The following is a 24,454-nucleotide window of genomic DNA, read 5'->3' on the forward strand; positions in this document are numbered from 1 at the left end:
AACAAGGGGGAATTTCTGTGAAATCGCTTAAAAAGATCGGGATGGTTCTTGGGCTTTCGATGTCGTTAATGGGTCTTGCAGCATGCAATTCAAGCGGTGCGTCAGGCGGGGGAGATGCAGGCGGAGAGGGCACAGTCAATATCGGATACAGCGGTCCTCTTTCCGGTCCCGCTGCTTTTTACGGGGAGAATACGCTGAGAGGCCTGACGATGGCGGCAGACGAGATAAATAAAGAAGGATTTGAAGTCGACGGAAAAACATACAAGGTGAAAATTGTATCGCTTGATGACAAGTACCTTCCAAATGAAACGGGTACGAATGCCCGTAGGCTGGTGCAGGAAAATAAAGCGCCGATCGTTTTTGTTCCGCACAGCGGCGGTGTGTTCGCGACGCAAGTTTTTAACCAGCAGGAAAACTTCATCATCGGGGCCTATACAAGCGAACCGAAAATCCAGGAACAGGGCAATAAGCTGACATTAAGCATTCCTCCTGCATATGACGCGTATCCTGAGCCGTATGCTGATTATCAGATGGAACGCTTCGGGAAAAAGCTTGCACTGATTCCGACTGCTACACAATATGGCAAAGACTGGACGGCTACCATTAAACCGGTCTGGGAAGAAAAAGGCGGAGAAATCGTTTTTGACGGTTCAGTGGATTTCAGCAAAGAAACAGACTTTTTCACCATCATGACAAATGCGCTTAAAGAAAAACCTGACGTATTGTTTGTGGGGGGACCGTCCCAGCCGACGGCACTGCTGATCAAACAGGCGAGAGAGCTTGGGTTTAAAGGCGGTATCATGATTATGGACCAGGCGAAATTTGAAGAAATGGAACCGGTCCTTGGAGGGTATGAAATGCTTGAGGGTGCGATCGGGACGCTTCCAATCAGTGAAAGCGACGCACCGGGAGGCAAGGCGTTTGTTGACAAATATGCAGAGCTGACTGACGGCATTCCTACAGCCGAAAGTGCATTTAACTATCAGGCCCTTCACGTTGCAGTGAAAGCAATGCAGGCAGCAGGCACTGTCTCAGACCCGGCGAAAATCATGGAGAACATGGATAAAGGAATTAAAGAACTTGAAGACGAGCAAATGGTATGGCACTTGACCGGAGTGGAAAACAACGGATTCAACTGGAAAACGTCCATCCACGTCGTAGAAGACGGAAAGCTTGTGAAGTTGGATAAGTAAGGTTGTCCTGCAGATTGAAAGATTGAATTTTAACAGTTTCCCGCTGTATACAGCGGGAAACTGTCTTTAATTAAGTCTGTGTTCGCAGTTATGGTTGCTTCAAAGTCTTTAAATAAGACACCAGTGACTTGAGCGAAAGGGAACGGGTACAACTTAAAAAACTAAGTAACAGTTACTTAATAAACCATGTGATGATAAGAAAAAATTTTTCCACAAAGAATAAAGGTATTTATCAGAAAAGTTAGAAATGTTACTGTAAGCGCTATCAAAACCAGTAAGGAAGGTGGAACACATATGATTCAATCTCATTTCAAGCATTGGCCGGTCAGGGTGCCATACACACTGACAGTACCTGAAACAACCTTGTACGAAAACCTTGAACTGTCTGCAAAAAGATACCCGGACAAAACAGCCATTCATTATTACGGCGCAGAACTTACATACAAACAGCTTTTAAAAGAAACCGAAGCACTTGCCGGATTCCTTGAAAAGAAAATGGGCGTTCAAAAAGGTGAAAATGTTCTGCTGTTCGTTCAAAATTCGCCCCAGTTTGTCATCGGGTATTATGCCATCCTCCGTGCCGGCGGCGTCGTCGTGCCGATTAATCCGATGAACACTTCAGAAGAACTGAGATTTTTTATAAACGACTGCGAGTTAAAGACAGGTATTGTAGGGCAGGAGCTGTACGCCAAGGTGCTTCCTTTGCTGGATTCAGTCCCGATGAAAAATGTCATCGTTTCAACCTATTCTGATTATCTGCAGGCAGGGAGCCCCGGTCATGGAATACCGGAAGAAGTAAAAATGGGGCCGATTGAGCTTGGTCAAACCGGGCATATTCACTGGAAGGATGCGCTGTCGAGTCTGGAAGTGCCTTCACAAATGACGGCATCAGCTGATGATCTCGCTGTACTGCCGTACACATCGGGAACGACAGGACTTCCAAAGGGGTGCATGCATACTCACCGCACCGTTCAAGCAAACACGTTCGGAGGCTATCACTGGCTGAATGCAACGTCTGATGCCGTATGTCTTGCGACTTTGCCCCTGTTTCATGTGACAGGCATGGTACACAGTATGCACATCCCAATCCTCTCTGGTGCCACCATGATCATGATGACAAGGTGGGACAGGGAATATGCGAGAAACACCATCAGGGATAAAGAAGTGACGCACTGGATAACAATCAGCACGATGCTGATCGACTTTATGGCCAATCCTTCCCTGAAAAAAGAGGATATGGCAAGCCTGATGAATCTTGCAGGAGGAGGTGCAGCTCTTCCTGCAGCAGTTGGAGAAAGACTGTACCAATTGTCCGGCCTGAAATTTATTGAGGGCTACGGGCTTTCAGAAACCATTGCCCAGACGCATTTTAATCCGCCTGACAGATCGAAGCTTCAATGTCTTGGAATCCCTTCATTTGATGTAGATGCAAGGATTATTGATCCCGTGACATGCCGGGAGCTTGAAAATGGAGAAGAAGGCGAAATTGTCGTGAACGGGCCGCAAGTCTTTTTAGGCTATTACAGAAGACCGGAGGAAAATGAAAAATCGTTTGTCGAGATTGAAGGAAAAAAATTCTTCAGGACCGGCGATATTGGAAAGCGCGACGAAGAAGGCTATTACTTTATCGTGGACAGAGTAAAACGAATGATCAATGCATCGGGCTTTAAAGTGTGGCCGACAGAGGTTGAAGGCATGCTTTATCAGCATCCTGCCGTTATGCAGGCATGCGTGGTCGGCGTACCTGATGAACGCAGGGGAGAAACGGTCAAAGCCTTTATCATTCTGAATCAGGAATATAAGGGGAAAATTGACGGCGAGGAAATCATCGCCTGGGCAAAAGAAAAAATGGCAGCCTACAAGTATCCAAGGATGATCGAATTCAGAGAAAGCCTTCCGATGACCTCAAGCGGCAAGCTGCTTTGGCGGAAGCTTCAGGAAGAAGAAAAACAAAAGGTGATGGGGTGAAGCGCAATGACCGGCACAGTTGAAACCGTTACAGGGCCGATCCCGGCAGATCAGCTCGGCAAAACACTGATTCATGAACATTTTGTTTTCGGGTATCCGGGTTTTCACGGTGACGATTCCCTTGGAGGCTTTGATGAGCAGGATGCCCTTGAAACAGGCATAACCGTCGCTCTTCAGCTGCTCAGCTTCGGAGTCGATACAGTAGTGGATCCTACACCGAATGAGTGCGGCAGAAATCCGGAGCTGCTGAAGGAAATATCAGAAAGAACCGGCCTCCAGATTATCTGCGCCACGGGATATTATTATGAAGGGGAAGGAGCTACTCCTTACTTCAAATTCAGACAAGGCCTCGGGACGGCAGAAGAAGAAATTTATGAAATGTTTAAAAAAGAGCTCACAGAAGGCATTCGCCAGACGGGCATCAAGCCTGGAATTATAAAACTTGCATCAAGCAAGGGTGAAATTACACCTTATGAGCAAATGTTCTTCAGAGCCGCAGCAAGGGTTCACCGTGAAGAAGGCACGGTGATTCTTACCCACACCCAGGAAGGCACAATGGGGCCGGAACAAATCAAACTGCTCATTGAACTTGGCTGTGATCCGAAAAAGATCGTCATTGGACACATGTGCGGCAATACGGATACTGACTATCACTCAGCTGTTCTTGAGCACGGAGCTTATATAGCTTTTGACCGTTTCGGCATTCAGGGAATGGTGGGAGCACCTGACGATGACATAAGAATAAAGACGCTGATGGAATTACTTGATAAAGGGTATGCAGACCAAATCATGATGTCTCACGATACCGTAAACTATTGGATGGGAAGACCGCTGATCCTCCCGAAGCAGGTTCAGGAGAAAATGAAGAACTGGCACCCTGCCCACCTGTTTGAAAATGTTATTCCGGCTCTTCGGGAAAAGGGAGTGCAGGAAGAGCAAATCAGAACCATGACAGAAAAAAATCCTTCCAGACTGTTTGCCGGTGTGGGGGCAAAGGTAAGGCTTTAGGGCCGGGCAAGGAAACTCAGTAAAAAGAATCCGAACGGTTTAAGCCGTTTCGGATTTTATTGCTTTAATTGACTGATCTGACTGGAACAACGAGTTAGTGGGGTCATTTCCTAGGCGTAGTCACTATTCTTCTGTTGAAGTGTTTGCTAAAGTGGCGTCATTCCATAGAGTGCTGCCATTATTACCGTTTAGGGATCATTAGAAGTGGCTTCATTCTCCAGAGTGCTGCCACTTTTGCAACTGAGGGAGCTCCGAAAGTGGCGCTATTCCCCAAAGCGGCACCACTTTTTTCATTATGAGTGTTCCTTTTTTCACACAGCAAGAAGGAGAACGGCTGTCTTGAGAGAAGTGGAATACAGTACGATTTTAAAGGGGGGATCATGATGAACTGGAAAACAAGAATAACCGATATGCTTAATATTCAGTACCCGATCATACAGGGAGGTCTTGCATATCTCGCTTATTCGGAACTGGCTGCGGCAGTGTCGAATGCCGGGGGGCTTGGGCAGATCACGGCGATGTCGCTTGGAGAGCCTGAACTGCTGAGAGAAGAGATCGCGAGAGTCAGGATGAAGACTGATAAGCCGTTTGGCGTCAACTTCGCAGTCGGCCAGCACGGCAGACCTTATTCTGACCTGCTTCAGGTTGCAATTGATGAAGAAGTGCCCGTGATTACGATGACAGGAGGAAATCCTGCACCCATTTTTGAGCAGCTAAAAGGGGTGAATGTAAAAAAACTTGTGCTTGTAGCTGCGAGAAGACAGGCGGAAAAAGCTGAAGAGCTTGGTGCTGATGCTGTGATGGTTGTCGGCCAGGAGGGGGGAGGACATCTCGGACGGGATGATACAGGCACATTTGTCCTCATTCCGCAGGTTGTCGATGCGGTTTCCATTCCGGTCATCGCTTCAGGCGGAATTGGAGACGGAAGAGGCCTTATGGCAGCATTAAGCCTTGGTGCAGAAGGAATTGAAATGGGCACAAGGTTTATCGCTACTAAAGAATGCACCCATGCCCATAAGGCATACAAGACAGCCCTTGTGAACAGCTCTGAAAGAGATACAGTCGTGATTAAACGAAGTATTGGCACGCCTGCCCGCGCGCTTGCAGGGACTTGGACGGACACCATTCTTGACATGGAGCAAAAAAAGGCAGATTATGAGCAGCTGAAAGATTATATTAGCGGACAAGCTAACAAAAGATACATATATGATGGTATGATAGACAATGGTTTTGCCTGGGCAGGCCAGGTTACAGGGCTGATCAGGGATGTTCCGAGCGTGGACGAGCTGTTTTCAAGAATCATCTCAGAAGCCTCGGATATCAGAGGGAAATGGAACTAGCAGCAGGAAAAAGGCAGGTGAACAGAGTGGATTATCAATATCCAATACAGCCGGATTGGTCGACAACAGAAATCATCGACGTCATCTCATTTTTTCAGGCAGTCGAGAAAGCCTATGAAAAGGGGATCAGCAGAGAAGACTTCATGAAGAAATACCGCAGGTTTAAAGAAATTGTCCCAAGCAAAGCGGAGGAAAAAAACATTTGCGATGATTTTGAGGAAATAAGCGGCTATTCCAGCTACAGGGCTGTGAAAAAAAGCAAAGACAACAGCGATGCTGAAATAATTAAAATGTAAAAAAAGGACGGGTATGCTCCGTTCAAAATCAAAACAGGGTGCCATCCTTAGATGGCACCCTGTCTGGTTCTTATGACTTAACCGCAGCTTTTTGAGACAGCTTGTAAAGCGGGAGAAGTGTTTTGAATGCATCCTGCACGGTGCTGATAAATTCGTCACCGCTCATCTTTACTGCGTCATCGCGGTCAATTCGGATGCCGCAGAGCAATTCCGCTTTTTTAACGTTTTGAAGACGCTGGAACAGGTTTTGAAAATCAGTGCTGCTCAGCTCTTTTTGAACGAGGGTCTGAGGTTTTGTATGATCGCCTGACCATACATAGTGATCAGGAATATTCTTTTTCAATTTGCTCCAGTTTTTTTCAATCGCTTCGCCGTACTCTTCTTTAACCGGCGCTTCGTATATGACGGCAAACCAGGCAAAGGCGTGTGACTCCCAAAGTCCGATTTGGAAGTGCGGCAGCATTTTGTAGCCGCGTTTGCTGCCGGCAAATGCAACCCACGTATCATTCGGAGGGTTAACCGATCTGCGGGCATGCTTTGCAACATGAGAGAACATCTCTTCTCCTGTCATGGCAGACAGCTCACCCGCGAACACTTCCCCGAGCACTTCAAGCTTTGGCCTGACAGTAGATATGAGCGCCTCCATCCGCTGATCAAGTCCATCTATTTTAAAAACATCAAAATCTTCATTTGTAAATCCTTTAAATTCCATATGATTGCCTCCCGTTTGCAGGTAATGGAATCAGTTTAGCACAGGTGTGCGCATATTCGAAAGGAACTTGCACGTTTCGACACTCCTTCAATGTGGTATTTAAAAAATAATAGGTAAATACACAATTTTCACTTCCAAGTTGCATCCTATTTCCATATCTCATATCATATATAAAAATATCAGAAAATTAAGTCAATCGATTAAAAGTCACCGGTTAACAATTATAGACAATTTTTGAAAGGGGCGGTAGAAAGATGAAACAAATCGTGAGAACGACAGGACAAAAGGAATCAGATCATCGCATAGGGGTGCTAAAGCTCGAACTGGACTATGAATTGGCCACCCTTTACGACGCCATGACCGAAAATGATGAAACGAAGAAGAATGAATGCAAACGCAAGCTTGAAAGACTCAGAAAAGAATGGATCAGACTTCAGGCATAGCAGCCGCAAACAAAAGCGAACCTCGGCACAGGGTTCGTTTTTATCTGAGCAGACAAATCCTCCCTGCAGAGCGCTTGCGTTTCTTAAATTCATTGCGTTATTCTTACTATAAGAAGCCGTTCACAGCCATTAACCCTGCAATTAGGTTACCTACATAGAAAGAAGGTTTATACATGGAAAATTGGACTAAGATTGAACAGGATGCTAAAACGTGGATTTATGAGGCAGGAGAAAAAATCAGGCAGTCTTTTCAGAAGGTCCTGTCTGTTCAGGCCAAATCGAATCCCGATGATCTCGTTACGAATATGGACAAAGAAACAGAACAATATTTAATTTCTAAAATCAACCATACATATCCCGATCATAAAATTCTTGGTGAGGAAGGCTTCGGGGACAAGCCTGACTCGATGGACGGCGTTATCTGGATTGTTGATCCGATCGACGGAACGATGAACTTTGTTCACCAGCAGCGCAATTTTGCCATTTCCATTGGAATTTATGAGAACGGCGTCGGACAGGTCGGCCTGATCTATGATGTCGTGCATGATGAGCTTTACCATGCAGTAAAGGGAAAGGGCGCCTATATGAATGACGCGGAATTGCCTAAGCTTGAAGATGTTCCGCTGAATGAGGCCGTCATAGCCCTGAACGCTACGTGGGTAATGGAGAATAAACGATTTGACCATAGTAAGCTTGTTCCTGTTGCAAAAGCGGTCAGAGGCACAAGGTCATATGGTTCTGCTACGATTGAATGCGCATATGTGGCAGCGGGCAGGCTTGACGCCTACATCACTTTGAGGCTTGCACCGTGGGATTTCGCAGCCGGCCTGGTGCTGCTTGAGGAAGTCGGAGCAAAAGCAAGCACTCTTGACGGGAAACCAATCAATATGCTTGGACAAAACAGTATTTTCGTTGCGAAAAAAGGGATTCATGACACGATTTTGAATGAGTACTTAAACAACTAATGATTGAGAGCAGACCATACGAGGATTCAGATCTGGATTTTTTCAGGGAGCTCATAGCTTCAAGCCCTGCATGGCAAAAAGAAGAATGCCTCCCGGAGCAGGCTCTGGAATACATGTTTTCTTACAAGATGTATAACGGGGAATGGCAGATATGGAGCTGCAATAATGAAGCAATCGGCATTTCCTTTCATATCAGCTGGTCTCCTTCAAACGAGAAACCGTGGCTAGGAACAGTACTTGTTAAAGAAGACCAGCGAAACAAAGGGTACGGAAAAGGAATGGTTTCGCGGATCTCAGCCGATCTGAAGAAGGCGGGCCGTCAAGCCGTTTTTGCCGGCTGTCCTGCGGATAAGCTTGAATGGCTGAAATTTCTCGCATCGTGCGGCTTTGAGCAGCTGAAGCTTGAACGGGATGCGGGCGGTAAAGAGTATATGATTACAGTGAAACCTGCTTAGCAGGTTTTTTTTCATGCAGTAAAAAAATACAAAAATAAAGCCCGGACACATATCCAGGCTCCTAAAGCATTCCTTTATCGCGCATTTTCTTTTTTGTGGCAAAGCCAAATCCCATTGCTCCGGTAAGTGCAAGCAGCGAGAGAACGACTCCGATTATGCTTCTTTCCCCGACAGCGATGCCGACTGCAACCATAGAAGCTGCCGCTGTAAAAGCTAAAAGAAAGAAAATCCATTTTCCGGATTTCATCGTTGTTTTCATCCCCTTTAAAGCGGTTTGGACAGAAAATACTGCCCCTTTTAACAGTTTACATAAAATGATTTCTTTTTTCTACAAAAGTTTGTGGTATAATACACTAGGTTATTTTAAATTTTTAGGAGATGAAAATGTGAAACTTCGAAATGATATTCGAAACATTGCGATTATTGCCCACGTAGACCACGGGAAAACGACGCTTGTAGACAAATTGCTTCACCAGGCAGGAACGTTCCGTGCGAACGAACAAGTTGCAGAAAGAGCGATGGATTCAAACGACCTCGAACGCGAGCGCGGAATCACGATCTTGGCAAAAAATACGGCAATTAACTATAAAGATACACGCATTAACATTATGGATACACCAGGACATGCCGACTTTGGCGGAGAAGTAGAGCGCATCATGAAAATGGTTGACGGCGTACTTCTTGTTGTTGACGCTTATGAAGGATGTATGCCCCAAACACGCTTCGTGCTGAAAAAAGCACTTGAGCAAAATCTGACGCCGATTGTAGTTGTCAATAAAATTGACCGCGACTTTGCACGTCCTGAAGAAGTGGTTGATGAAGTTCTTGACCTGTTCATCGAACTTGATGCAAATGAAGAACAGCTTGAGTTCCCGGTTATCTTTGCATCTGCCATGAACGGAACGGCAAGCACAAGCCCTGACCCGGCTGATCAGGAAGAAAACATGGTTGCATTATTTGATTCTATTGTTGAGAACATTCCTGCACCAGTTGACAACACAGATGAGCCTCTTCAATTCCAGGTAGCTCTTCTTGACTATAATGACTATGTAGGACGTATCGGAATCGGCCGTGTATTCCGCGGAACGATGACTGTCGGCCAGCAGGTTTCATTAATGAAAATCGACGGAAGCATTAAAAACTTCCGTGTAACGAAATTATTCGGATTCCAGGGATTAAAACGCGTTGAAATCGAAAGCGCTAAGGCAGGGGATCTTGTTGCCGTTTCCGGAATGGAAGACATCAACGTAGGGGAGACTGTCTGCCCGGTTGAGCATCAGGAAGCATTGCCTATCCTGCGAATCGATGAGCCTACTCTTCAAATGACGTTTGTTGTTAACAACAGCCCATTTGCAGGCCGCGAAGGAAAATATGTGACGTCACGTAAAATTGAAGAGCGTTTAATGGCGCAGCTTCAGACAGATGTCAGCCTTCGTGTTGAGAACACAGAATCTCCGGATGCGTGGATTGTGTCAGGACGCGGTGAGCTTCACCTTTCCATCCTGATTGAAAACATGCGCCGCGAGGGCTATGAGCTGCAGGTTTCAAAACCTGAAGTTATCGTAAAAGAAATTGACGGAGTCCGCTGTGAGCCGGTTGAGCGTGTTCAAATCGATGTTCCTGAAGAGCACACGGGTTCTGTTATGGAATCAATCGGTGCCCGCAAAGGCGAAATGCTTGATATGATCAACAACGGCAACGGTCAAGTCCGTTTGATTTTCAACGTGCCTGCACGCGGATTAATTGGATACTCTACTGAGTTCATGTCTATCACACGCGGTTTCGGCATCATCAACCACACATTTGACAGCTACCAGCCAATGCAGCCTGGCCAGGTTGGCGGACGCCGTCAGGGTGTACTGATCTCAATGGAAAACGGAAAGTCAACAACTTACGGTATCCAGGGAATCGAAGACCGCGGAATCATCTTCCTTGATGCAGGTACAGACGTGTATGAAGGAATGATCGTAGGAGAGCACAACCGCGAAAACGACCTTGTTGTTAACATCTGCAAAATGAAGCAGCAGACAAACATTCGTTCAGCAAACAAAGATCAAACGAGCACAATGAAAAAACCTCGCATCATGTCACTTGAAGAATCTCTTGAATACTTGAACGAAGATGAGTATTGCGAACTTACGCCTACTTCAATCCGTTTGAGAAAGAAAATTCTTGATAAGAACGAACGCGAAAAGCAGGCTAAAAAGAAAAAGCTTGCAGGATTGCTTTAAGTCTGACTCTCGACGTGCAATGGAGGGGATAGCGGGATGAACGTATACGAAAGTATGTGGCCGGTTGCCTACAGTATTTATACGGCAACAGAACCCGATACACAAACAGGGGCAAATATCTTATATCTGGTCATTCTCGGACTGTCAATTGTCGTATTCAAGCTGGGGTTTGCTAAAAAGCTTCCCCTTCTTCAGACAATTGTCATCTACTTGTTTTTGATGTTCGGCTGTACGGTTCTGACGTTTTTAGGGGCGTTTTTGCCTGTTGCAGAAGGACTCATTGTGGCTGCACTGATTTTAATAATTTATAAAATCAGACTCCACAGGGCAAAAAAAGCCGAGCAGCAGGATGCCGCAACATGAAGTCTATTCAGGACTCCCTCTACAATTGGCTCTCCATTAAAACAGTGGCAGACGCCCGTCCTGATGACACGGCAGCAGCAGATACATTCAGCCTTTTTGATCAGCTGCTGAAAGAAAATCATGACATACAGGAAATTTCTGTCCAAAAGGACGATGTGATGTACCTGGTCGCGTATAAGCTGAACGGGGAACAGAAATCATCCAGATTTCCGGTTGAACTGATTGACAGCATGATTGAGCAGATTGAAGCTGAACCTGAAAAATATAAGAACTATTAAAAAGACACCTCAACGTTGAGGTGTCTTTTTGTGTATGCATGCCGCAAGCACTGCGGCAAACAGAATATGGCCGGCAATCCACCAGGAGATCGCTTCAATATTAAAAATGCCGGGTGTTTCTTTAACAGCAAGAATGGTAAGGGGAAAATAAAGGAGAGCTGCAGGCAGGGTAAGGAGGAAAGATGCAGCCCATACTTTTCCTTCAGACAGCCTGAAAGCACGGGTCATCCAGCTGCAGACGATGCCAATTGCGACAGCCACCGCCAAATGCAGAATAAATTCAGCAAGTTCAGGAAGAGGCCTGCTGTAAATAAAGTCGATATTCAGCAGTAAGACATATACTTTTTCACCGCTGAATTGTTCGGCAAATTTAAGAAAAAGCCCCAAAAGGATTCCGCTCAGCAGGCCGGCGATGGCGCCTCTCAGTGCCACTACCAGCTGTCCTCTGTTTTTTTATCTCTGTAAAGCTTGAAATTTCCCGTATTTGCCCGTTCAATTGTCCGGTTTTCTATTCTGTTTTCACACTCTTTGCACATATATGTATGAATTGGCCTGTTGCGCAGACGCTTCGCCTGGAGTGTTTCATCATGGATCGTTTCAACTTTGTCGCACAGCACGCATTTTACTCTCATGTGACACCTCATTCTTTTTTTGTAGGAGATATTGAATTTGATTAAGCCGCCAGTTCCATTCGCAAGTTCGGCAGGCAGCGGAGTTTATCGGCAAAAAGGATGTCCGAATTTGAATGTAGCAAGCATTAGAAAAAAAAGGTATGATAGCATTATACAACGAATATGGAGGGAAGAAAATGGCTAATAAGTCAGAAACCAAATTGATTCAGCCTTTGTTTGACAATCTCCAGAAAGAACGTTTTGCTGTTTTTGCCACAATTGACTTTGAAACAGGCGCTCCAAATGTGTCAGCCGTCTCCTGGGTTTTTGCGCCGGATGAGGAGCGGGTGTACCTTGCGGTTGATAACCGCTCGCGCATTGTCAAAAATGTCAAAAAGCATCCTGCTGCAGCTCTGACGCTGCTTGCAAATGAGTCTACATATACTATTAACGGAAATGCACATATAAAAGAAGAAAAACTTGAATCTGTCCCACTGAAGCTTGCCCTGATCGAACTGGTGATCTCTGAAGTAAGAGATGTTATGTTTTACGGTTCGAAAATTTCGGCTGAACCAGCATATGAAAAAACATATGATGAAAAAGCAGCAGCTAAGCTTGACGGCCAGGTTTTAGAAGCCATGAAAAAAGCTTAGTTCAGCGTGAACTAAGCTTTTTTTGCTTCAATCTTTGTTTAAATGGTTTTCTGACTGATCATTCTGTTCGCGGTCAAGCTCTTTTTGCTCTTTCGTGTTGAGCTGATTGTTGTCCTGCTCAGTCGGTCTGTTATTGCGGTTTTGATTGTTCAGCGCATCATTCGGGATTTCGGGCATCACACGGCCTACTATGGCAGCAAGCTCATCAAGAATGCCTGAGATCGGTTTGCCCTGCTGAAGATCTTTGCCGATTGCTTTTAGACGCACTGTCGTATCGGCATCTGCAATGATGACAGCATTTGCACCGTACGGGTCGTGCTGAATGCTTTCAGCAACCGCATATTTAATGGATTCAGCCTTGTTTCTGTCAAGCTCTGAGTTCACATCAATCCCTACAATGGCATATCTCCCGAGAACAACGGCGCTGGCATCATTTACACCAGGCACCCGGCCTGCAAGATCAACGAGGCGGCGTGAAATCTGCTGGCCCGTTTTCTTTTCAACCGGTTCATTGACAGAGTTCCTGACGTTCATCGGTTTTCCGTTTTGATCTTCAGAACGGTTTTGTTCTGATCCCTGATTAAAAGAACAGGCTGAAAGCATAAGCACAAGGACCAATGCTGAAAATGTCATACTGCGCATGTAATCACTCCTTTTAGACCATGCTTTTTAATTTTATTGTCCGATAAATCTTCTATCTTTATGCACCATTTCATATATTTTAGCAACGCTTCAATTACAGCTTGATTATTTCATGACCCCGAGCACGCGCAGCACGCTCTAAAAACCCGTATAAGGTAGGAGGCGGAAGGTTGAGTAAAATCTATGTTTTGGATACGAATGTCTTACTTCAAGATCCGAATTCCATTTTTTCATTTGAAGACAACGAAGTAGTCATTCCAGCAGTTGTACTAGAAGAGGTCGATTCAAAAAAAAGGTATATGGATGAAATAGGACGAAATGCAAGACATGTTTCCAAACTCATTGATAGCCTAAGGCTCATCGGAAAGCTGCACGAAAAAATACCGCTGCCGGGCGGAGGCTTTTTAAGAATTGAACTGAATCACCGCTCGTTTCACGAGCTGCAGGAGATTTTCATCGAAAAAACGAATGATAACCGGATCCTTGCGGTGGCGAAAAATCTGTCAATTGAAGAAGAGACAACTGAAAACGGCAGACCTGTCATATTGGTGAGCAAAGATACGCTGGTCAGAGTAAAGGCAGATGCAATCGGGCTGATTGCAGAAGATTTTCTGAGCGACAGAGTGGTTGAGATTGACCGGATCTACACGGGCTATCTTGATTTGTATATAAGCGGGGATGATCTCAACAGGTTTTATGAAAAAAATGAGCTGATTCTGGCAGAGGTGACAAATCATCCATTTTATCCGAATCAGTTTGTCATTATGAAGAATGCTCTCGGCGGTTCGTCATCTGCTATTGGAATTGTGGACAAAACCGGGAAAAAAGTAAAACGTCTGGTCTTTGATCATGATCATATTTGGGGGATAAAACCGAGGAACGTACAGCAGACAATGGCAATGGAGCTGCTTCTGAGAAACGATATGCCTCTTGTGACGCTGATCGGGAAAGCAGGAACAGGCAAAACGCTGCTTGCTTTAGCCGCTGGACTTATGCAGACAGAGGACCTGGGATCATTTAAGAAACTGCTTGTGGCAAGACCCATTGTGCCGGTCGGAAAAGATATCGGCTATTTGCCGGGGGAAAAGCAGGAAAAGCTCAGACCGTGGATGCAGCCGATTTATGATAATCTCGAGTATTTATTTAATGCCAAAAAGCCGGGGGAACTGGATGCCATTCTTGCCGGAATGGGTTCGATTGAAGTAGAAGCCCTCACATATATAAGAGGAAGAAGTATTCCTGAACAATTCATCATCATTGATGAGGCTCAGAATTTAACCAAGCATGAAGTGAAAACAATCCTGACGAGGGTTGGGGAAAAGAGCAAAATTGTCCTCATGGGGGATCCCGAGCAGATTGATCATCCTTACTTGGATGAATACAACAATGGGTTAACCTATGTAGTGGAGAAATTTAAAGACCAGCAAATTGCAGGGCATGTCAGACTTGTCAAAGGGGAGCGCTCAGGCCTCGCCCAGCTGGCCGCTGATTTGCTATAAAAAAGACGAAAAGCCGCTGATCTCAGCGGCTTTCTTAAGGGAAAGCAGAGAATGCTTTTTACTCAACAATTATTCTTTTTATGTTTTTAAAAGGATTGTCTTTATTGCTTCCGTCACCATAGTAAAGAGTAGCAGGTCCGTCACCTGCAAGGGGTTTGCCGTTTCTGCTGAAGCCGATTACGGCGTTTGAGGCTTCTTCCAGAGTCAGTTCAATTTCTCCTTCGCCAGTGGAAAAAATGACTTTTCGTGCATCCGCTCTCGGCTCGGCATTTTGGAGAAACGGGTAAAATGGGATTCCGAACGTTCCGTTAAGAATCGCCTCTTTTTTTGAAACTTTTCTTTCTTCCGGCATCCGCGCACCTTCTTTTATTTCCTGATCCCAATGTTTTGAAACAGCTTTTGTGTATTCTTCAAGCTCGTCAACGGAGTCTCTGGTTTCCTCAAAATAAGTGTTCAGATCCACTTTGCGGTCATCAAAAATCCAGACCCCCGGATCGAGTGTAATTGGATAGGCTACATTTCCTGTCAGAGTAATGATGGATTCCATTGCTGCACGTCCTTCCTTTAGTAAGCTCTTTGTAAAGTATAAGCGCTTTCCTGTATTTTGTCATGCCGCTCATGCTGATTCTTTTAATTGGGCAAACTACGTTTCATAATGATGAGCAGATGAGGTGAACGGAAATGCCGTGCAAGACGAATGAAGAGCTTGCTGAACTGGTGGAAGAAGCGAAAAAGGTGACGTCAGAAGGAAAAGTGGCGGATTATATACCGGAGCTTGGAAAAGCAGAAGCGGATGATTTATCCGTTGCCATTTACCATGTGGAAAACTCCTGTATGTCTGCCGGGGATATTGAAAAGACGTTTACTCTGCAAAGTATATCAAAAGTGCTGACCCTGGCTCTTGTTTTAATGGATCACGGGGAGCCCTTCGTTTTCAGCAAAGTTGGAATGGAACCGACCGGAGATCCGTTTAATTCGATCGTCAAACTCGAAACACACGAAAAACAGCGCCCTCTGAATCCAATGATCAATGCCGGGGCGCTCGCGGTCACAAATATGATTAAAGGCTCGACAAAGGAAGAAAAACTGCTGAGGTACATTGATTTCATAAGGAAGCTTACGTTTAACAAGAAAATAAACATCTGCAAAAATGTGGCCGCGTCTGAATTTGAAACCGCCTGGCTGAACAGGTCGCTCTGCTATTTCATGAAAAAAGACGGAATAATTGAAGGTGACGTTGAAGATCTGATTGATCTGTACTCCAATCAGTGCGCTATTGAGATGCACAGTTTGGACCTGGCAAAGATAGGGGCTGTTTTTGCGCTGGACGGCAAGCACCCAGAAACGGAACAGCAGTTGATCCCAAAGGATATTGCCAGAATCTGCAAAACCTTTATGGTAACGTGCGGAATGTATAATGCTTCAGGGGAATTTGCAATAAAAGTAGGCATTCCTGCAAAAAGCGGGGTCTCAGGCGGAATTATGGGAATCGTCCCCTATCAGTTTGGAATCGGCATCTTTGGGCCGTCACTTGATGAAAAGGGGAACAGCATTGCAGGAATAAAACTCCTTCATCTTTTGTCAGAAAAATATGAATTGAGCATCTTTTAGCGGAAGAGGGCCGGCGTGCGGGAAACACCCTGTTTTTTCTTGATTTTTTCACGCTTACCCTATAATATTAATAGATAGATTAAGGTAATCGCTCGGGAACGGAGGGGTTCAATTGGCGTCTGAGATTGCAATTGATCATCGAGAAAAAGCACTTGCTCTTTTAAAAGCGGATGCTGATAAAATTACGAAGCTGATTCAAGTCCAAATGGACAATTTGACGATGCCTCAATGTCCTCTTTACGAAGAGGTTTTAGATACACAAATGTTTGGACTTTCAAGAGAGATTGACTTTGCTGTCAGACTTGATCTTATTGATGAAAGAGAAGGCAAGGCGATACTCGACACACTTGAGAGAGAGATGTCTGCACTTCATGAAGCTTTTACGAAAAAATAAGCTTCAAGGTAAAGCTTACAGAATGAAAATGAAAACTCAAACTGCCTGAAAATTGCAGTTTGAGTTTTTTTATAAGGTAAATCATTCCCGGAGCTTTAGACCTACATACTTTTTTAACTTGTTTCCGCCTGTCTAGCGGGTTAACATAAGTCGTGCCCCTTAAACCAAGATTTCAGAAGGAATTCCGTCTGCCAATCTCGAACAATAAAGGAAAAAGATCTACATCATGAAAACAGCAACTTGTAACGATAGGAAGCGATAAAATGATAAAAAAAATCTTAAAATCATATGACTACTCCCTTATTCTGGCGGTGCTTCTTCTGTGCGGATTCGGGCTTGTCATGGTATACAGTTCCAGTATGATTTCAGCGGTTGCAAGATGGGATTATGCGAGTGACCATTTCTTTGTCAGGCAGTCAATCTTCGTTGCCGCGGGATTTCTTGTTCTGCTTTTAGCCATGTTTTTTCCGTACAGAGCTTATCTGCAGCCGGTGTTTCTCAGAAGCGTCGTTCTGATTTCGATCGGCATGCTTCTTGCCATCTTTGTTTTCGGATCGGTAGCAGGGGGAGCCAGAAGCTGGTTTTCCGTTATGGGTTTTAAGCTGCAGCCTGCTGAATTTGTGAAACTGAGCGTCATTCTGTATCTCGCTGCCGTTTATGAAAAAAAACAGGCCTATATCGATCACTTTGGAAGAGGAGTTCTGCCTCCGATCATCTTTACAGGGTTTATCTGTGTTCTGATCATTTTGCAGCCGGATATCGGTTCTGCTTCCATCATTGCCATGATCGCCATATCAATGGTCCTGTGCTCGGGACTTGGCATGAAAAATATTGTGAAATTGCTGATTCTTGGTCTGGCAATGGTTGTTCTGATCAGTCCTCTTGTTCTTATTATGTGGGATGATATCTTTACAACGGAGCGTGTAAGCAGATTCACTGGCTTTATGGATCCATTTGCTGATGCAGGAGATTCAGGCTTCCACCTCATCAATTCGTATTATGCCATTAGTTCTGGCGGGCTTACCGGCCTTGGGCTTGGTGAAAGCATTCAAAAGTACGGATATCTGCCTGAATCGCATACAGATTTTATTCTTGCGATCATTTCTGAAGAGCTTGGCATCTTTGGCGTGTTATTTGTCCTTGTTCTCCTGGCTTTTATTGTGTTGAAGGGATTTCATATTGCACGCAGCTGCGATGATGCATTCGGCACACTCCTTGCCATTGGGATTTCGAGCATGATCGGCATTCAGACAGCCATTAATGTCGGCGGTTTAACCGGTCTTCTTCCGATAACAGGGGTTACGCTTCCGTTTATCAGCTACGGAGGATCGTCTATGATCCTGCTGATGCTCTCGATGGGCCTGCTCATAAACATTTCGATGTTTGTCAAATACCGCTCTGTCTATCAGAAGGACGAAGTGAAAAAAACGGCTGAGCTTAAAGGCAACGCGGTTCCTTTTCAGCAAAATTAAAGTGATATACTAATTTTAAATGTGCTATACTAATAATCGAGCAACTGATGAAGCCTAAGGGGGATTCCTATGACGCAGAAAACAATTCAGAAAATACTTGTAGCTAACCGCGGTGAAATTGCCATTCGCGTGTTCCGCGCCTGCACGGAGCTGAACATCAGAACGGTCGCTGTATATTCCAAGGAGGACTCGGGCTCTTTCCACCGTTACAAAGCAGACGAAGCATACATAGTCGGTGAAGGAAAAAAACCGATCGATGCCTATCTTGATATTGAAGGTATTATTGAAATTGCGAAAAACAACGGGGTTGATGCCATCCATCCCGGATACGGATTCCTGTCTGAAAACATTCATTTTGCAAGAAGATGCGAAGAAGAAGGCATTATTTTTATCGGGCCTAAATCCGCACATCTCGATATGTTCGGGGACAAAGTAAAAGCGAGAAAACAGGCCGAAATGGCAGAAATCCCTGTCATTCCCGGCAGCGACGGACCGGTTGCAAGCCTTGAGGATGTAGTTGATTTCGGCCGTAAAAACGGATATCCGTTCATTATCAAAGCTTCGCTTGGCGGAGGCGGACGCGGCATGCGTATTGTCAGAAGCGCCTCTGAGGTGAAAGAAAGCTATGAGCGCGCCAAATCAGAAGCGAAGGCTGCATTCGGCAATGACGAAGTGTATGTTGAAAAGCTGATTGAAAATCCAAAGCATATTGAAGTTCAGATTATCGGGGATGACCACGGAAACATCGTCCATCTTTATGAGCGCGACTGTTCGGTTCAGCGCCGTCATCAGAAGGTTGTGGAAGTTGCACCAAGCGTATCTGTAAGCGAAGAACTCAGACGGGAGATTTGCGATGCAGCTGTCAAGCTGATGAGCAACGTCAGCTATGTGAATGCCGGAACCGTTGAATTTCTCGTAGCAGGCGGAGAATTCTACTTTATTGAAGTTAATCCCCGCGTACAGGTAGAGCATACGATTACTGAGATGGTGACTGGAATTGACATTGTGCAGACGCAGATTATGGTTGCACAGGGACATGCCCTCCATAGCAGTAAAATCGGCATACCGCAGCAGGAGGAGATCAGAGTAACAGGCTATGCCATCCAATCAAGGGTAACAACAGAAGATCCTTTGAAAGGCTTTATGCCGGATACAGGAAAAATTATGGCCTACCGATCAGGCGGCGGATTCGGGGTCAGGCTTGATGCCGGCAACGGATTCCAGGGGGCAGTCATTACACCTCACTATGACTCTCTTCTTGTAAAGCTTTCAACACAGGCGCTTACCTTTGAACAGGCAGCTGCCAAAATGATCAGAAACTTAAGGGAGTTCCGCATCCGCGGAATCAAAACGAATATTCCGTTCTTAGAGAACGTCATCAAGCATGAAAAGTTTATGTCAGGTGAATATGATACTTCTTTTATCGACTCGTCTCCGGAGCTGTTTGTCTTTCCGAAGAAAAAAGACCGGGGAACAAAAATGCTTTCCTATATCGGCAATGTGACCGTCAACGGATTTCCCGGCATCGAGAAGAAAAAGAAACCTGTATTTGACAAGCTTCATATTCCAAAAGTCAAATACTCAGAACCGGTCCCTGAGGGAACGAAACAGATTCTGGACAGGCTTGGACCTGAGGGTCTTGTAAACTGGCTGAAAGAGCAGGATGAAGTGCTGCTGACGGATACAACTTTCCGCGACGCCCATCAGTCTCTGCTTGCCACGAGACTCAGAACAAATGACATCAAACATATTGCAGAGCCGACGGCAAGACTTCTTCCAAACTTGTTTTCTCTTGAAATGTGGGGCGGGGCTACATTTGATGTAGCGTACAGATTCTTAAAAGAAGATCCGTGGGACAGACTGCTGACAGTCAGAAAGCAAGTCCCGAATGTTTTGCTTCAGATGCTCCTTCGTGCATCAAATGCTGTTGGGTATAAGAACTATCCCGACAACGTGATCGAAGAGTTTGTAGAAAAGTCAGCCTATGCGGGCATTGACGTTTTCCGGATATTTGACAGCTTGAACTGGGTAGAGGGAATGCGGCCTGCCATTGAAGCGGTCAGAAAATCCAACAAGCTTGCAGAAGCGGCCATTTGCTACACGGGGGACATTCTTGATCCTTCCCGCCGGAAATATGATCTCGCCTACTATACGAATCTTGCGAAAGAACTTGAAGCATCAGGCGCGCATATTCTTGGAATTAAAGATATGGCGGGTCTCCTTAAACCTCAGGCAGCCTATGATCTGATTTCTGCACTGAAAGAAACAATCGATATCCCTGTGCATCTTCATACACATGATACGAGCGGAAACGGCCTGTTTACATATGCCAAAGCAATTGAAGCAGGTGTCGATGTCGTCGATACAGCTGTGAGCTCGATGGCAGGGCTGACTTCACAGCCGAGCGCCAATTCTCTGTACCATGCGCTGCAGGGAATGGAGCGCCGTCCGAATATTGATATTGAAGCGCTTGAAGAGCTTTCGCAGTACTGGGAAGGCGTGCGTCACTATTACCGGGATTTTGAGAGCGGCATGAATGCCCCTCACTCTGAAGTGTACATGCATGAAATGCCCGGCGGACAGTACAGCAATCTTCAGCAGCAGGCTAAAGGCGTCGGCCTTGACGACCGCTGGAACGAAGTGAAGGAAATGTACAGACGCGTCAATGATCTTTTTGGAGATTTGGTGAAAGTGACCCCGTCTTCTAAAGTAGTTGGCGATATGGCCCTGTTTATGGTTCAAAACAATCTGACAGAAAATGATATCTTCGAGCGCGGCGAGACGCTTGATTTCCCTGATTCAGTTGTAGAGCTGTTTGAAGGCTATCTCGGCCAGCCGCATGGCGGGTTCCCGGAAAAACTGCAAAGAATCATCCTGAAAGGCAGAGACCCGATTTCAGTGAGACCGGGAGAGCTGCTTGAACCGGTTGATTTTCCTGCCTTAAAAGAAGAACTGTTTGAAACACTCGGACGTCAGGTAACAAGTTTTGATGCGATTGCCCATGCGCTTTACCCTAAAGTCTTCCTCGACTACGCTAAGACGTTTGAGCAATTCGGTGATATTTCTGTACTCGATACACCTACGTTCCTGTACGGAATGAGGCTTGGCGAAGAGATTGAAGTTGAAATCGAACAGGGGAAAACCCTGATTGTAAAGCTTGTATCAATAGGCGAACCTCAGCCTGACGGTACGCGGGTTGTGTATTTTGAACTGAACGGCCAGCCGCGTGAAGTTATTATCCGCGATGAAAACGTCAAGGCGACGGTTACCGCCAAAATGAAAGCAGATAAAGGCAATAAGGATCACATTGGCGCGACAATGCCCGGCACAGTCATTAAAGTGCTTATCGAAAAGGGCGAAAAAGTAAGCAAAGGCGATCATCTTCTTCTTACTGAAGCTATGAAAATGGAAACGACCGTTCAGGCCCCATTCTCAGGCACCATAAAAGAGATTCATGTTTCAAACGGAGAAGCCATTCAGACTGGTGATCTGCTGATTGAAATGACTGTATAACTCTCATTTGTAAAAACGTCAAAGACAAGAGCCCGGTGTAAACCCCGCTCTTGTCTTTTTCTATTTGGAAGCCTATCATTTCTTTCATTCGCCTGGGGAAAACAGTACAATCATGAAAGAGGTGATTGTCATGAAGACAGCAGCAGTCTGGTTCAGAAGAGATTTGAGGCTGCAGGATCATACAGCCCTGTCTGAGGCCGTAAAATGGGCAGAAGAACATAACGGAAAGCTGTTTTTGTTTTTTCAGCTGAATCCAGCTTTTCTCGAAAAGCCGGCAGACTTCCGCCATCACTATTTTTTTCAGACATTAAAGGCGTTTATGGACAACTGCAGGGATCATAAAATTGCCTTTCATCTGATGTATGGCGAGACAGAAGAAATAATGGAAATGGTTATTGAAAAGGTGCCTGAGATCAACCTGTTTTTATTTAATGAAGATGAAACAGGCTACGGAAAAGAACGTGATGACAAGGTGAAAAGGGTTCTGAAAGAAAATGAGGTCGATTACTGGACATTTCAGGATCATTTCCTTCATGGGGCCCGGGAAGTGAAAAAGCAGGACGGCTCCCTTTACAAAGTCTACACGCCTTATTACAAAGCGTGGAGCAAGCTTGAAAAAAAACAGCCTGCTGAAATCGATCTGAAAAAACTCAGTGCCTGCTCCGTTTCCATACAGGACCTCCCAGATACAGGTGCTGAAAAGCTCGAGGAGATGATCGGCAGCCTTGAAGAAAGGGAGGACATCGGGGAAGAAGCTGCGTTAAAAACCCTGAAGGAGTTTACAGACGAAAAATTAGAAGATTACCATAAAAAAAGAGACCTTCCGGCTGAAGCGGGGACGAGCAGGCTCTCAAGATATTTAAAAACTGGAACCATCTCTATCCGCACCGTCTATCACCACATCATGCAGACTGAGGATCATCCTCAGGATACGGGAAAAGAAACATTTATCAAGGAGCTTGCCTGGCGGGACTTTTATAATATGGTGTACGTTCAGTTCCCGAACAGCGTGAAGGAAGAAGCGGATAAGCGCTACCGGTCAATCAAATGGAATACGGATAAAGAGAGGCTGAAAGCGTGGAAAGAAGGTAAAACAGGCTATCCGATCGTTGATGCGGGCATGAGGCAGCTGAATGAAGAGGGATGGATGCATAACCGGCTGAGAATGATCACAGCTTCCTTTTTAACGAAAGATTACTTGCTTGACTGGAGACTCGGGGAGGCGTATTTTGCAGAAAAACTTGTCGATTATGAGCCCGGCTCCAACATTGGAGGATGGCAGTGGGCAGCATCTGTCGGAACAGACCCGGTCCCGTATTTCAGAGTGTTTAATCCGGTCACGCAATCAAAAAAGTTTGATCCGGACGGAGAGTACATCAAAAAATACGTGCCCGAGCTTCGGGACGTTGACGTGAAACGAATTCATGAGCCGTGGAAGATGAGCAGCGGGGAGCAGAAAGAAGCAGGCTGCATCATCGGAACCGATTATCCGGAACCTACAGTTAATCACAGCGAACAGCGGGTAAAAGCAATTGAAATGTTTCAGGGCATATAAAAAAGAGAGGCGTCATCGCCTCTCTTTTTATATGGCTTTCTTATCTTCTTTGTTTTTTAAAGCCTCACGGTTAATGCGGTTGCGGCTGATCAGCAGGATGAAATAGCTCAGCACGCCGAACAGACAGGAAATGATCAGTGCGTGGGCCAGGGCAACACCAAGGTTCAGCCCGGTTAATACGACAAGCGCGCCTGATGCGACCTGCATGGAAATAAGGGCAAATGCTATGATCCATCCATAATAGACGACTTTCTGATGTTTATAGTGCTTAACTGCGGTATAAGCAGCATATGCCACCCAAACGAAAATCAGAGCAGCTGCAAATCTGTGGCCCATTTGAATCCACTCATGCAGGGTTGCCGGCAGTCCGTATGGTCTGTTGCTGCACATCGGCCATTCCGGACATGCGAGGCTTGCGCCTTTATGTCTGACAAATGCGCCTGTATAGACCACGATATATGTGTAGCTGATGATGCCGATGCTGTGGAATTTCATCCTTTTATCAATAATAAGGGACTCTGTATCAAACTTTTTGTCCACTTCAAAAATCAGCAGGGTGAGCAGCAGCACTGATGCAAAAGAGATAAGAGAAATACCGAAATGCAGGGCAAGAACGGCATCAGACTGTCCCCATTTTACTGCGGCTGCACCAATAAGCGCCTGAAGAATCAGGAAGAAAAATGAAAGTGCGGCCAGAAATTTCGTTTCCCGCTTATGTCCAATCTTGATCCAGGAAGTAACAGCAAGCAGCAGGACAAGAATCCCCGCAAGGCCGCTGACCACCCTGTGGCTGAGCTCAATGACAAGCTCCGGGGTAATTTCAGACGGAATCAGTTCTCCGTGGCAAAGCGGCCATGAATCTCCGCATCCTGCGCCGGATTCCGTTTTTGTGACAAGCGCTCCCCCTAGAAGCACAAGAAGCATCACAAGTGTTGTGAGCACACCAATTCCTTTTAATGCTCGATGCAAGATGTTCACCTTCTTATTCGTAGTAATGAGCTTATGAAAACCGGACATTTCAAAGTCCGGCCAGGCAACAAATAATGACAATATCTATCTACTGTTTATTATACTGGCAAAACAGATTGAATGAAAAGGAATGATATGGAGAAATCCCATTAGAATCATTTTTTCGCAAAAGATTCCATTATCTATAAAAAATTCCTGACAGGTATGATAGAATGTTAACGTGGTCATAAAGGTATGCCATTTATTTTTAGAGTATCAGTGAATGAATTGCTTTTCAATGAAT

General features: G+C 45.4%; 25 protein-coding genes. 18 read left to right on the forward strand and 7 right to left on the reverse strand.

Translation table 11 applies throughout. The annotated features are described in order from the left end of the window. Window positions 1–41 precede the first annotated feature (41 nt). From AZ46_RS03965 to AZ46_RS03985, 5 genes are all read left to right on the forward strand, one after another. Window positions 42–1,193 (forward strand): ABC transporter substrate-binding protein, encoded by a 1,152-nt coding sequence (locus AZ46_RS03965; protein ID WP_029285141.1) that lies wholly within the window; start codon window positions 42–44, stop codon window positions 1,191–1,193. 294 nt (window positions 1,194–1,487) lie between these two features. Further along, window positions 1,488–3,161 (forward strand): long-chain fatty acid--CoA ligase, encoded by a 1,674-nt coding sequence (locus tag AZ46_RS03970; protein WP_029285139.1) that lies wholly within the window; start codon window positions 1,488–1,490, stop codon window positions 3,159–3,161. A gap of 6 nt (window positions 3,162–3,167) precedes the next feature. After that, window positions 3,168–4,169 carry a phosphotriesterase family protein gene (locus AZ46_RS03975; RefSeq protein ID WP_029285137.1) on the forward strand — a complete coding sequence of 334 codons (1,002 nt, stop codon included), beginning with the start codon at window positions 3,168–3,170 and terminating at the stop codon, window positions 4,167–4,169. Window positions 4,170–4,552: 383 nt separating this feature from the next. Then, complete coding sequence (locus tag AZ46_RS03980) at window positions 4,553–5,509, forward strand: NAD(P)H-dependent flavin oxidoreductase (protein WP_029285135.1); 957 nt, start codon at window positions 4,553–4,555, stop codon at window positions 5,507–5,509. A 26-nt stretch (window positions 5,510–5,535) separates the two neighbouring features. Beyond that, window positions 5,536–5,805 (forward strand): UPF0223 family protein, encoded by a 270-nt coding sequence (locus AZ46_RS03985; protein WP_029285133.1) that lies wholly within the window; start codon window positions 5,536–5,538, stop codon window positions 5,803–5,805. 70 nt (window positions 5,806–5,875) lie between these two features. Here AZ46_RS03985 and AZ46_RS03990 read toward each other — a convergent pair whose 3' ends face one another. After that, a complete protein-coding gene (locus AZ46_RS03990; RefSeq protein ID WP_029285131.1) occupies window positions 5,876–6,517 on the reverse strand; it encodes a YktB family protein in 642 nt (213 codons plus the stop codon). Between the two features lie 254 nt (window positions 6,518–6,771). On the opposite strand from AZ46_RS03990, the gene AZ46_RS03995 reads away from it, so the two are divergent. The 3 genes from AZ46_RS03995 (at window position 6,772) to AZ46_RS04005 (ending at window position 8,380) form a co-directional block, all read left to right on the forward strand. Further along, window positions 6,772–6,960: a hypothetical protein gene (locus tag AZ46_RS03995; protein ID WP_029285129.1), complete on the forward strand. Its 189-nt coding sequence runs from the start codon at window positions 6,772–6,774 to the stop codon at window positions 6,958–6,960. 173 nt (window positions 6,961–7,133) lie between these two features. Beyond that, window positions 7,134–7,925, forward strand: a complete 792-nt coding sequence (locus tag AZ46_RS04000) for an inositol monophosphatase family protein (protein ID WP_029285128.1) — start codon at window positions 7,134–7,136, stop codon at window positions 7,923–7,925. Then, a complete protein-coding gene (locus AZ46_RS04005; protein ID WP_029285126.1) occupies window positions 7,925–8,380 on the forward strand; it encodes a GNAT family N-acetyltransferase in 456 nt (151 codons plus the stop codon). Before AZ46_RS04000 ends, AZ46_RS04005 begins: the two co-directional genes overlap by 1 nt. 61 nt (window positions 8,381–8,441) lie before the next feature. Here the strand turns inward: AZ46_RS04005 and AZ46_RS04010 are convergent, their stop codons facing one another. Then, complete coding sequence (locus AZ46_RS04010) at window positions 8,442–8,627, reverse strand: YlaF family protein (protein WP_029285124.1); 186 nt, start codon at window positions 8,625–8,627, stop codon at window positions 8,442–8,444. A gap of 139 nt (window positions 8,628–8,766) precedes the next feature. Between AZ46_RS04010 and typA the strand changes: the two genes are divergently transcribed. From typA to AZ46_RS04025, 3 genes are read left to right on the forward strand one after another with little or no spacing between them, the layout of a single operon-like run. Further along, window positions 8,767–10,611 carry a translational GTPase TypA gene (gene typA, locus AZ46_RS04015; RefSeq protein WP_029285122.1) on the forward strand — a complete coding sequence of 615 codons (1,845 nt, stop codon included), beginning with the start codon at window positions 8,767–8,769 and terminating at the stop codon, window positions 10,609–10,611. A 54-nt stretch (window positions 10,612–10,665) separates the two neighbouring features. Then, on the forward strand, window positions 10,666–10,974 hold the full coding sequence (locus AZ46_RS04020) for a YlaH-like family protein (RefSeq protein ID WP_369733087.1): 309 nt from the start codon (window positions 10,666–10,668) through the stop codon (window positions 10,972–10,974). Continuing rightward, entirely contained in the window at window positions 10,971–11,252 is a 282-nt protein-coding gene (locus AZ46_RS04025) for a hypothetical protein (RefSeq protein ID WP_029285118.1), read from the forward strand. The genes AZ46_RS04020 and AZ46_RS04025 overlap by 4 nt, the downstream gene beginning before the upstream one ends. A gap of 9 nt (window positions 11,253–11,261) precedes the next feature. Here the strand turns inward: AZ46_RS04025 and AZ46_RS04030 are convergent, their stop codons facing one another. Then, on the reverse strand, window positions 11,262–11,684 hold the full coding sequence (locus AZ46_RS04030; protein ID WP_035319098.1) for a hypothetical protein: 423 nt from the start codon (window positions 11,682–11,684) through the stop codon (window positions 11,262–11,264). Next, complete coding sequence (locus tag AZ46_RS04035) at window positions 11,684–11,884, reverse strand: YlaI family protein (protein ID WP_029285115.1); 201 nt, start codon at window positions 11,882–11,884, stop codon at window positions 11,684–11,686. The genes AZ46_RS04030 and AZ46_RS04035 overlap by 1 nt, the downstream gene beginning before the upstream one ends. Window positions 11,885–12,060: 176 nt before the next feature. On the opposite strand from AZ46_RS04035, the gene AZ46_RS04040 reads away from it, so the two are divergent. Beyond that, complete coding sequence (locus tag AZ46_RS04040) at window positions 12,061–12,516, forward strand: pyridoxamine 5'-phosphate oxidase family protein (RefSeq protein WP_029285113.1); 456 nt, start codon at window positions 12,061–12,063, stop codon at window positions 12,514–12,516. A gap of 27 nt (window positions 12,517–12,543) precedes the next feature. Here AZ46_RS04040 and AZ46_RS04045 read toward each other — a convergent pair whose 3' ends face one another. Next, window positions 12,544–13,158, reverse strand: a complete 615-nt coding sequence (locus tag AZ46_RS04045) for a YhcN/YlaJ family sporulation lipoprotein (RefSeq protein ID WP_029285111.1) — start codon at window positions 13,156–13,158, stop codon at window positions 12,544–12,546. A 170-nt stretch (window positions 13,159–13,328) separates the two neighbouring features. Between AZ46_RS04045 and AZ46_RS04050 the strand changes: the two genes are divergently transcribed. After that, a complete protein-coding gene (locus AZ46_RS04050; RefSeq protein WP_029285109.1) occupies window positions 13,329–14,657 on the forward strand; it encodes a PhoH family protein in 1,329 nt (442 codons plus the stop codon). 58 nt (window positions 14,658–14,715) lie between these two features. On the opposite strand, the gene AZ46_RS04055 is transcribed toward AZ46_RS04050, so the two are convergent. After that, window positions 14,716–15,204: a hypothetical protein gene (locus AZ46_RS04055; protein ID WP_029285107.1), complete on the reverse strand. Its 489-nt coding sequence runs from the start codon at window positions 15,202–15,204 to the stop codon at window positions 14,716–14,718. 134 nt (window positions 15,205–15,338) lie between these two features. On the opposite strand from AZ46_RS04055, the gene glsA reads away from it, so the two are divergent. The 5 genes from glsA (at window position 15,339) to AZ46_RS04080 (ending at window position 23,202) form a co-directional block, all read left to right on the forward strand. Further along, entirely contained in the window at window positions 15,339–16,268 is a 930-nt protein-coding gene (glsA, locus tag AZ46_RS04060) for a glutaminase A (protein WP_029285105.1), read from the forward strand. 112 nt (window positions 16,269–16,380) lie between these two features. Then, entirely contained in the window at window positions 16,381–16,662 is a 282-nt protein-coding gene (locus tag AZ46_RS04065; RefSeq protein WP_029285103.1) for an Fpa/YlaN family protein, read from the forward strand. Between the two features lie 263 nt (window positions 16,663–16,925). Continuing rightward, a complete protein-coding gene (locus AZ46_RS04070; protein ID WP_029285101.1) occupies window positions 16,926–18,134 on the forward strand; it encodes an FtsW/RodA/SpoVE family cell cycle protein in 1,209 nt (402 codons plus the stop codon). A gap of 69 nt (window positions 18,135–18,203) precedes the next feature. Beyond that, on the forward strand, window positions 18,204–21,647 hold the full coding sequence (gene pyc / locus AZ46_RS04075) for a pyruvate carboxylase (RefSeq protein WP_029285099.1): 3,444 nt from the start codon (window positions 18,204–18,206) through the stop codon (window positions 21,645–21,647). 130 nt (window positions 21,648–21,777) lie between these two features. Further along, a complete protein-coding gene (locus AZ46_RS04080) occupies window positions 21,778–23,202 on the forward strand; it encodes a cryptochrome/photolyase family protein (RefSeq protein WP_029285097.1) in 1,425 nt (474 codons plus the stop codon). A 27-nt stretch (window positions 23,203–23,229) separates the two neighbouring features. On the opposite strand, the gene AZ46_RS04085 is transcribed toward AZ46_RS04080, so the two are convergent. Next, complete coding sequence (locus tag AZ46_RS04085) at window positions 23,230–24,171, reverse strand: COX15/CtaA family protein (RefSeq protein WP_029285096.1); 942 nt, start codon at window positions 24,169–24,171, stop codon at window positions 23,230–23,232. Window positions 24,172–24,454: the final 283 nt, after the last annotated feature.

Source organism: Metabacillus indicus LMG 22858 (assembly GCF_000708755.2).
Lineage (GTDB): Bacteria > Bacillota > Bacilli > Bacillales > Bacillaceae > Bacillus_P > Bacillus_P indicus.

Bases quoted from the DNA above. Each gene is read 5' to 3' on its own strand.
- AZ46_RS03965 (WP_029285141.1), top strand. From the start codon at position 42: ATGGTTCTTGGGCTTTCGATGTCGTTAATGGGTCTTGCAGCATGCAAT.
- AZ46_RS03970 (WP_029285139.1), top strand. From the start codon at position 1,488: ATGATTCAATCTCATTTCAAGCATTGGCCGGTCAGGGTGCCATACACA.
- AZ46_RS03975 (WP_029285137.1), top strand. From the start codon at position 3,168: ATGACCGGCACAGTTGAAACCGTTACAGGGCCGATCCCGGCAGATCAG.
- AZ46_RS03980 (WP_029285135.1), top strand. From the start codon at position 4,553: ATGAACTGGAAAACAAGAATAACCGATATGCTTAATATTCAGTACCCG.
- AZ46_RS03990 (WP_029285131.1), bottom strand. From the start codon at position 6,517: ATGGAATTTAAAGGATTTACAAATGAAGATTTTGATGTTTTTAAAATA.
- AZ46_RS03995 (WP_029285129.1), top strand. From the start codon at position 6,772: ATGAAACAAATCGTGAGAACGACAGGACAAAAGGAATCAGATCATCGC.
- AZ46_RS04000 (WP_029285128.1), top strand. From the start codon at position 7,134: ATGGAAAATTGGACTAAGATTGAACAGGATGCTAAAACGTGGATTTAT.
- AZ46_RS04005 (WP_029285126.1), top strand. From the start codon at position 7,925: ATGATTGAGAGCAGACCATACGAGGATTCAGATCTGGATTTTTTCAGG.
- AZ46_RS04010 (WP_029285124.1), bottom strand. From the start codon at position 8,627: ATGAAATCCGGAAAATGGATTTTCTTTCTTTTAGCTTTTACAGCGGCA.
- AZ46_RS04020 (WP_369733087.1), top strand. From the start codon at position 10,666: ATGTGGCCGGTTGCCTACAGTATTTATACGGCAACAGAACCCGATACA.
- AZ46_RS04025 (WP_029285118.1), top strand. From the start codon at position 10,971: ATGAAGTCTATTCAGGACTCCCTCTACAATTGGCTCTCCATTAAAACA.
- AZ46_RS04035 (WP_029285115.1), bottom strand. From the start codon at position 11,884: ATGAGAGTAAAATGCGTGCTGTGCGACAAAGTTGAAACGATCCATGAT.
- AZ46_RS04040 (WP_029285113.1), top strand. From the start codon at position 12,061: ATGGCTAATAAGTCAGAAACCAAATTGATTCAGCCTTTGTTTGACAAT.
- AZ46_RS04045 (WP_029285111.1), bottom strand. From the start codon at position 13,158: ATGCGCAGTATGACATTTTCAGCATTGGTCCTTGTGCTTATGCTTTCA.
- AZ46_RS04055 (WP_029285107.1), bottom strand. From the start codon at position 15,204: ATGGAATCCATCATTACTCTGACAGGAAATGTAGCCTATCCAATTACA.
- glsA (WP_029285105.1), top strand. From the start codon at position 15,339: ATGCCGTGCAAGACGAATGAAGAGCTTGCTGAACTGGTGGAAGAAGCG.
- AZ46_RS04070 (WP_029285101.1), top strand. From the start codon at position 16,926: ATGATAAAAAAAATCTTAAAATCATATGACTACTCCCTTATTCTGGCG.
- pyc (WP_029285099.1), top strand. From the start codon at position 18,204: ATGACGCAGAAAACAATTCAGAAAATACTTGTAGCTAACCGCGGTGAA.
- AZ46_RS04080 (WP_029285097.1), top strand. From the start codon at position 21,778: ATGAAGACAGCAGCAGTCTGGTTCAGAAGAGATTTGAGGCTGCAGGAT.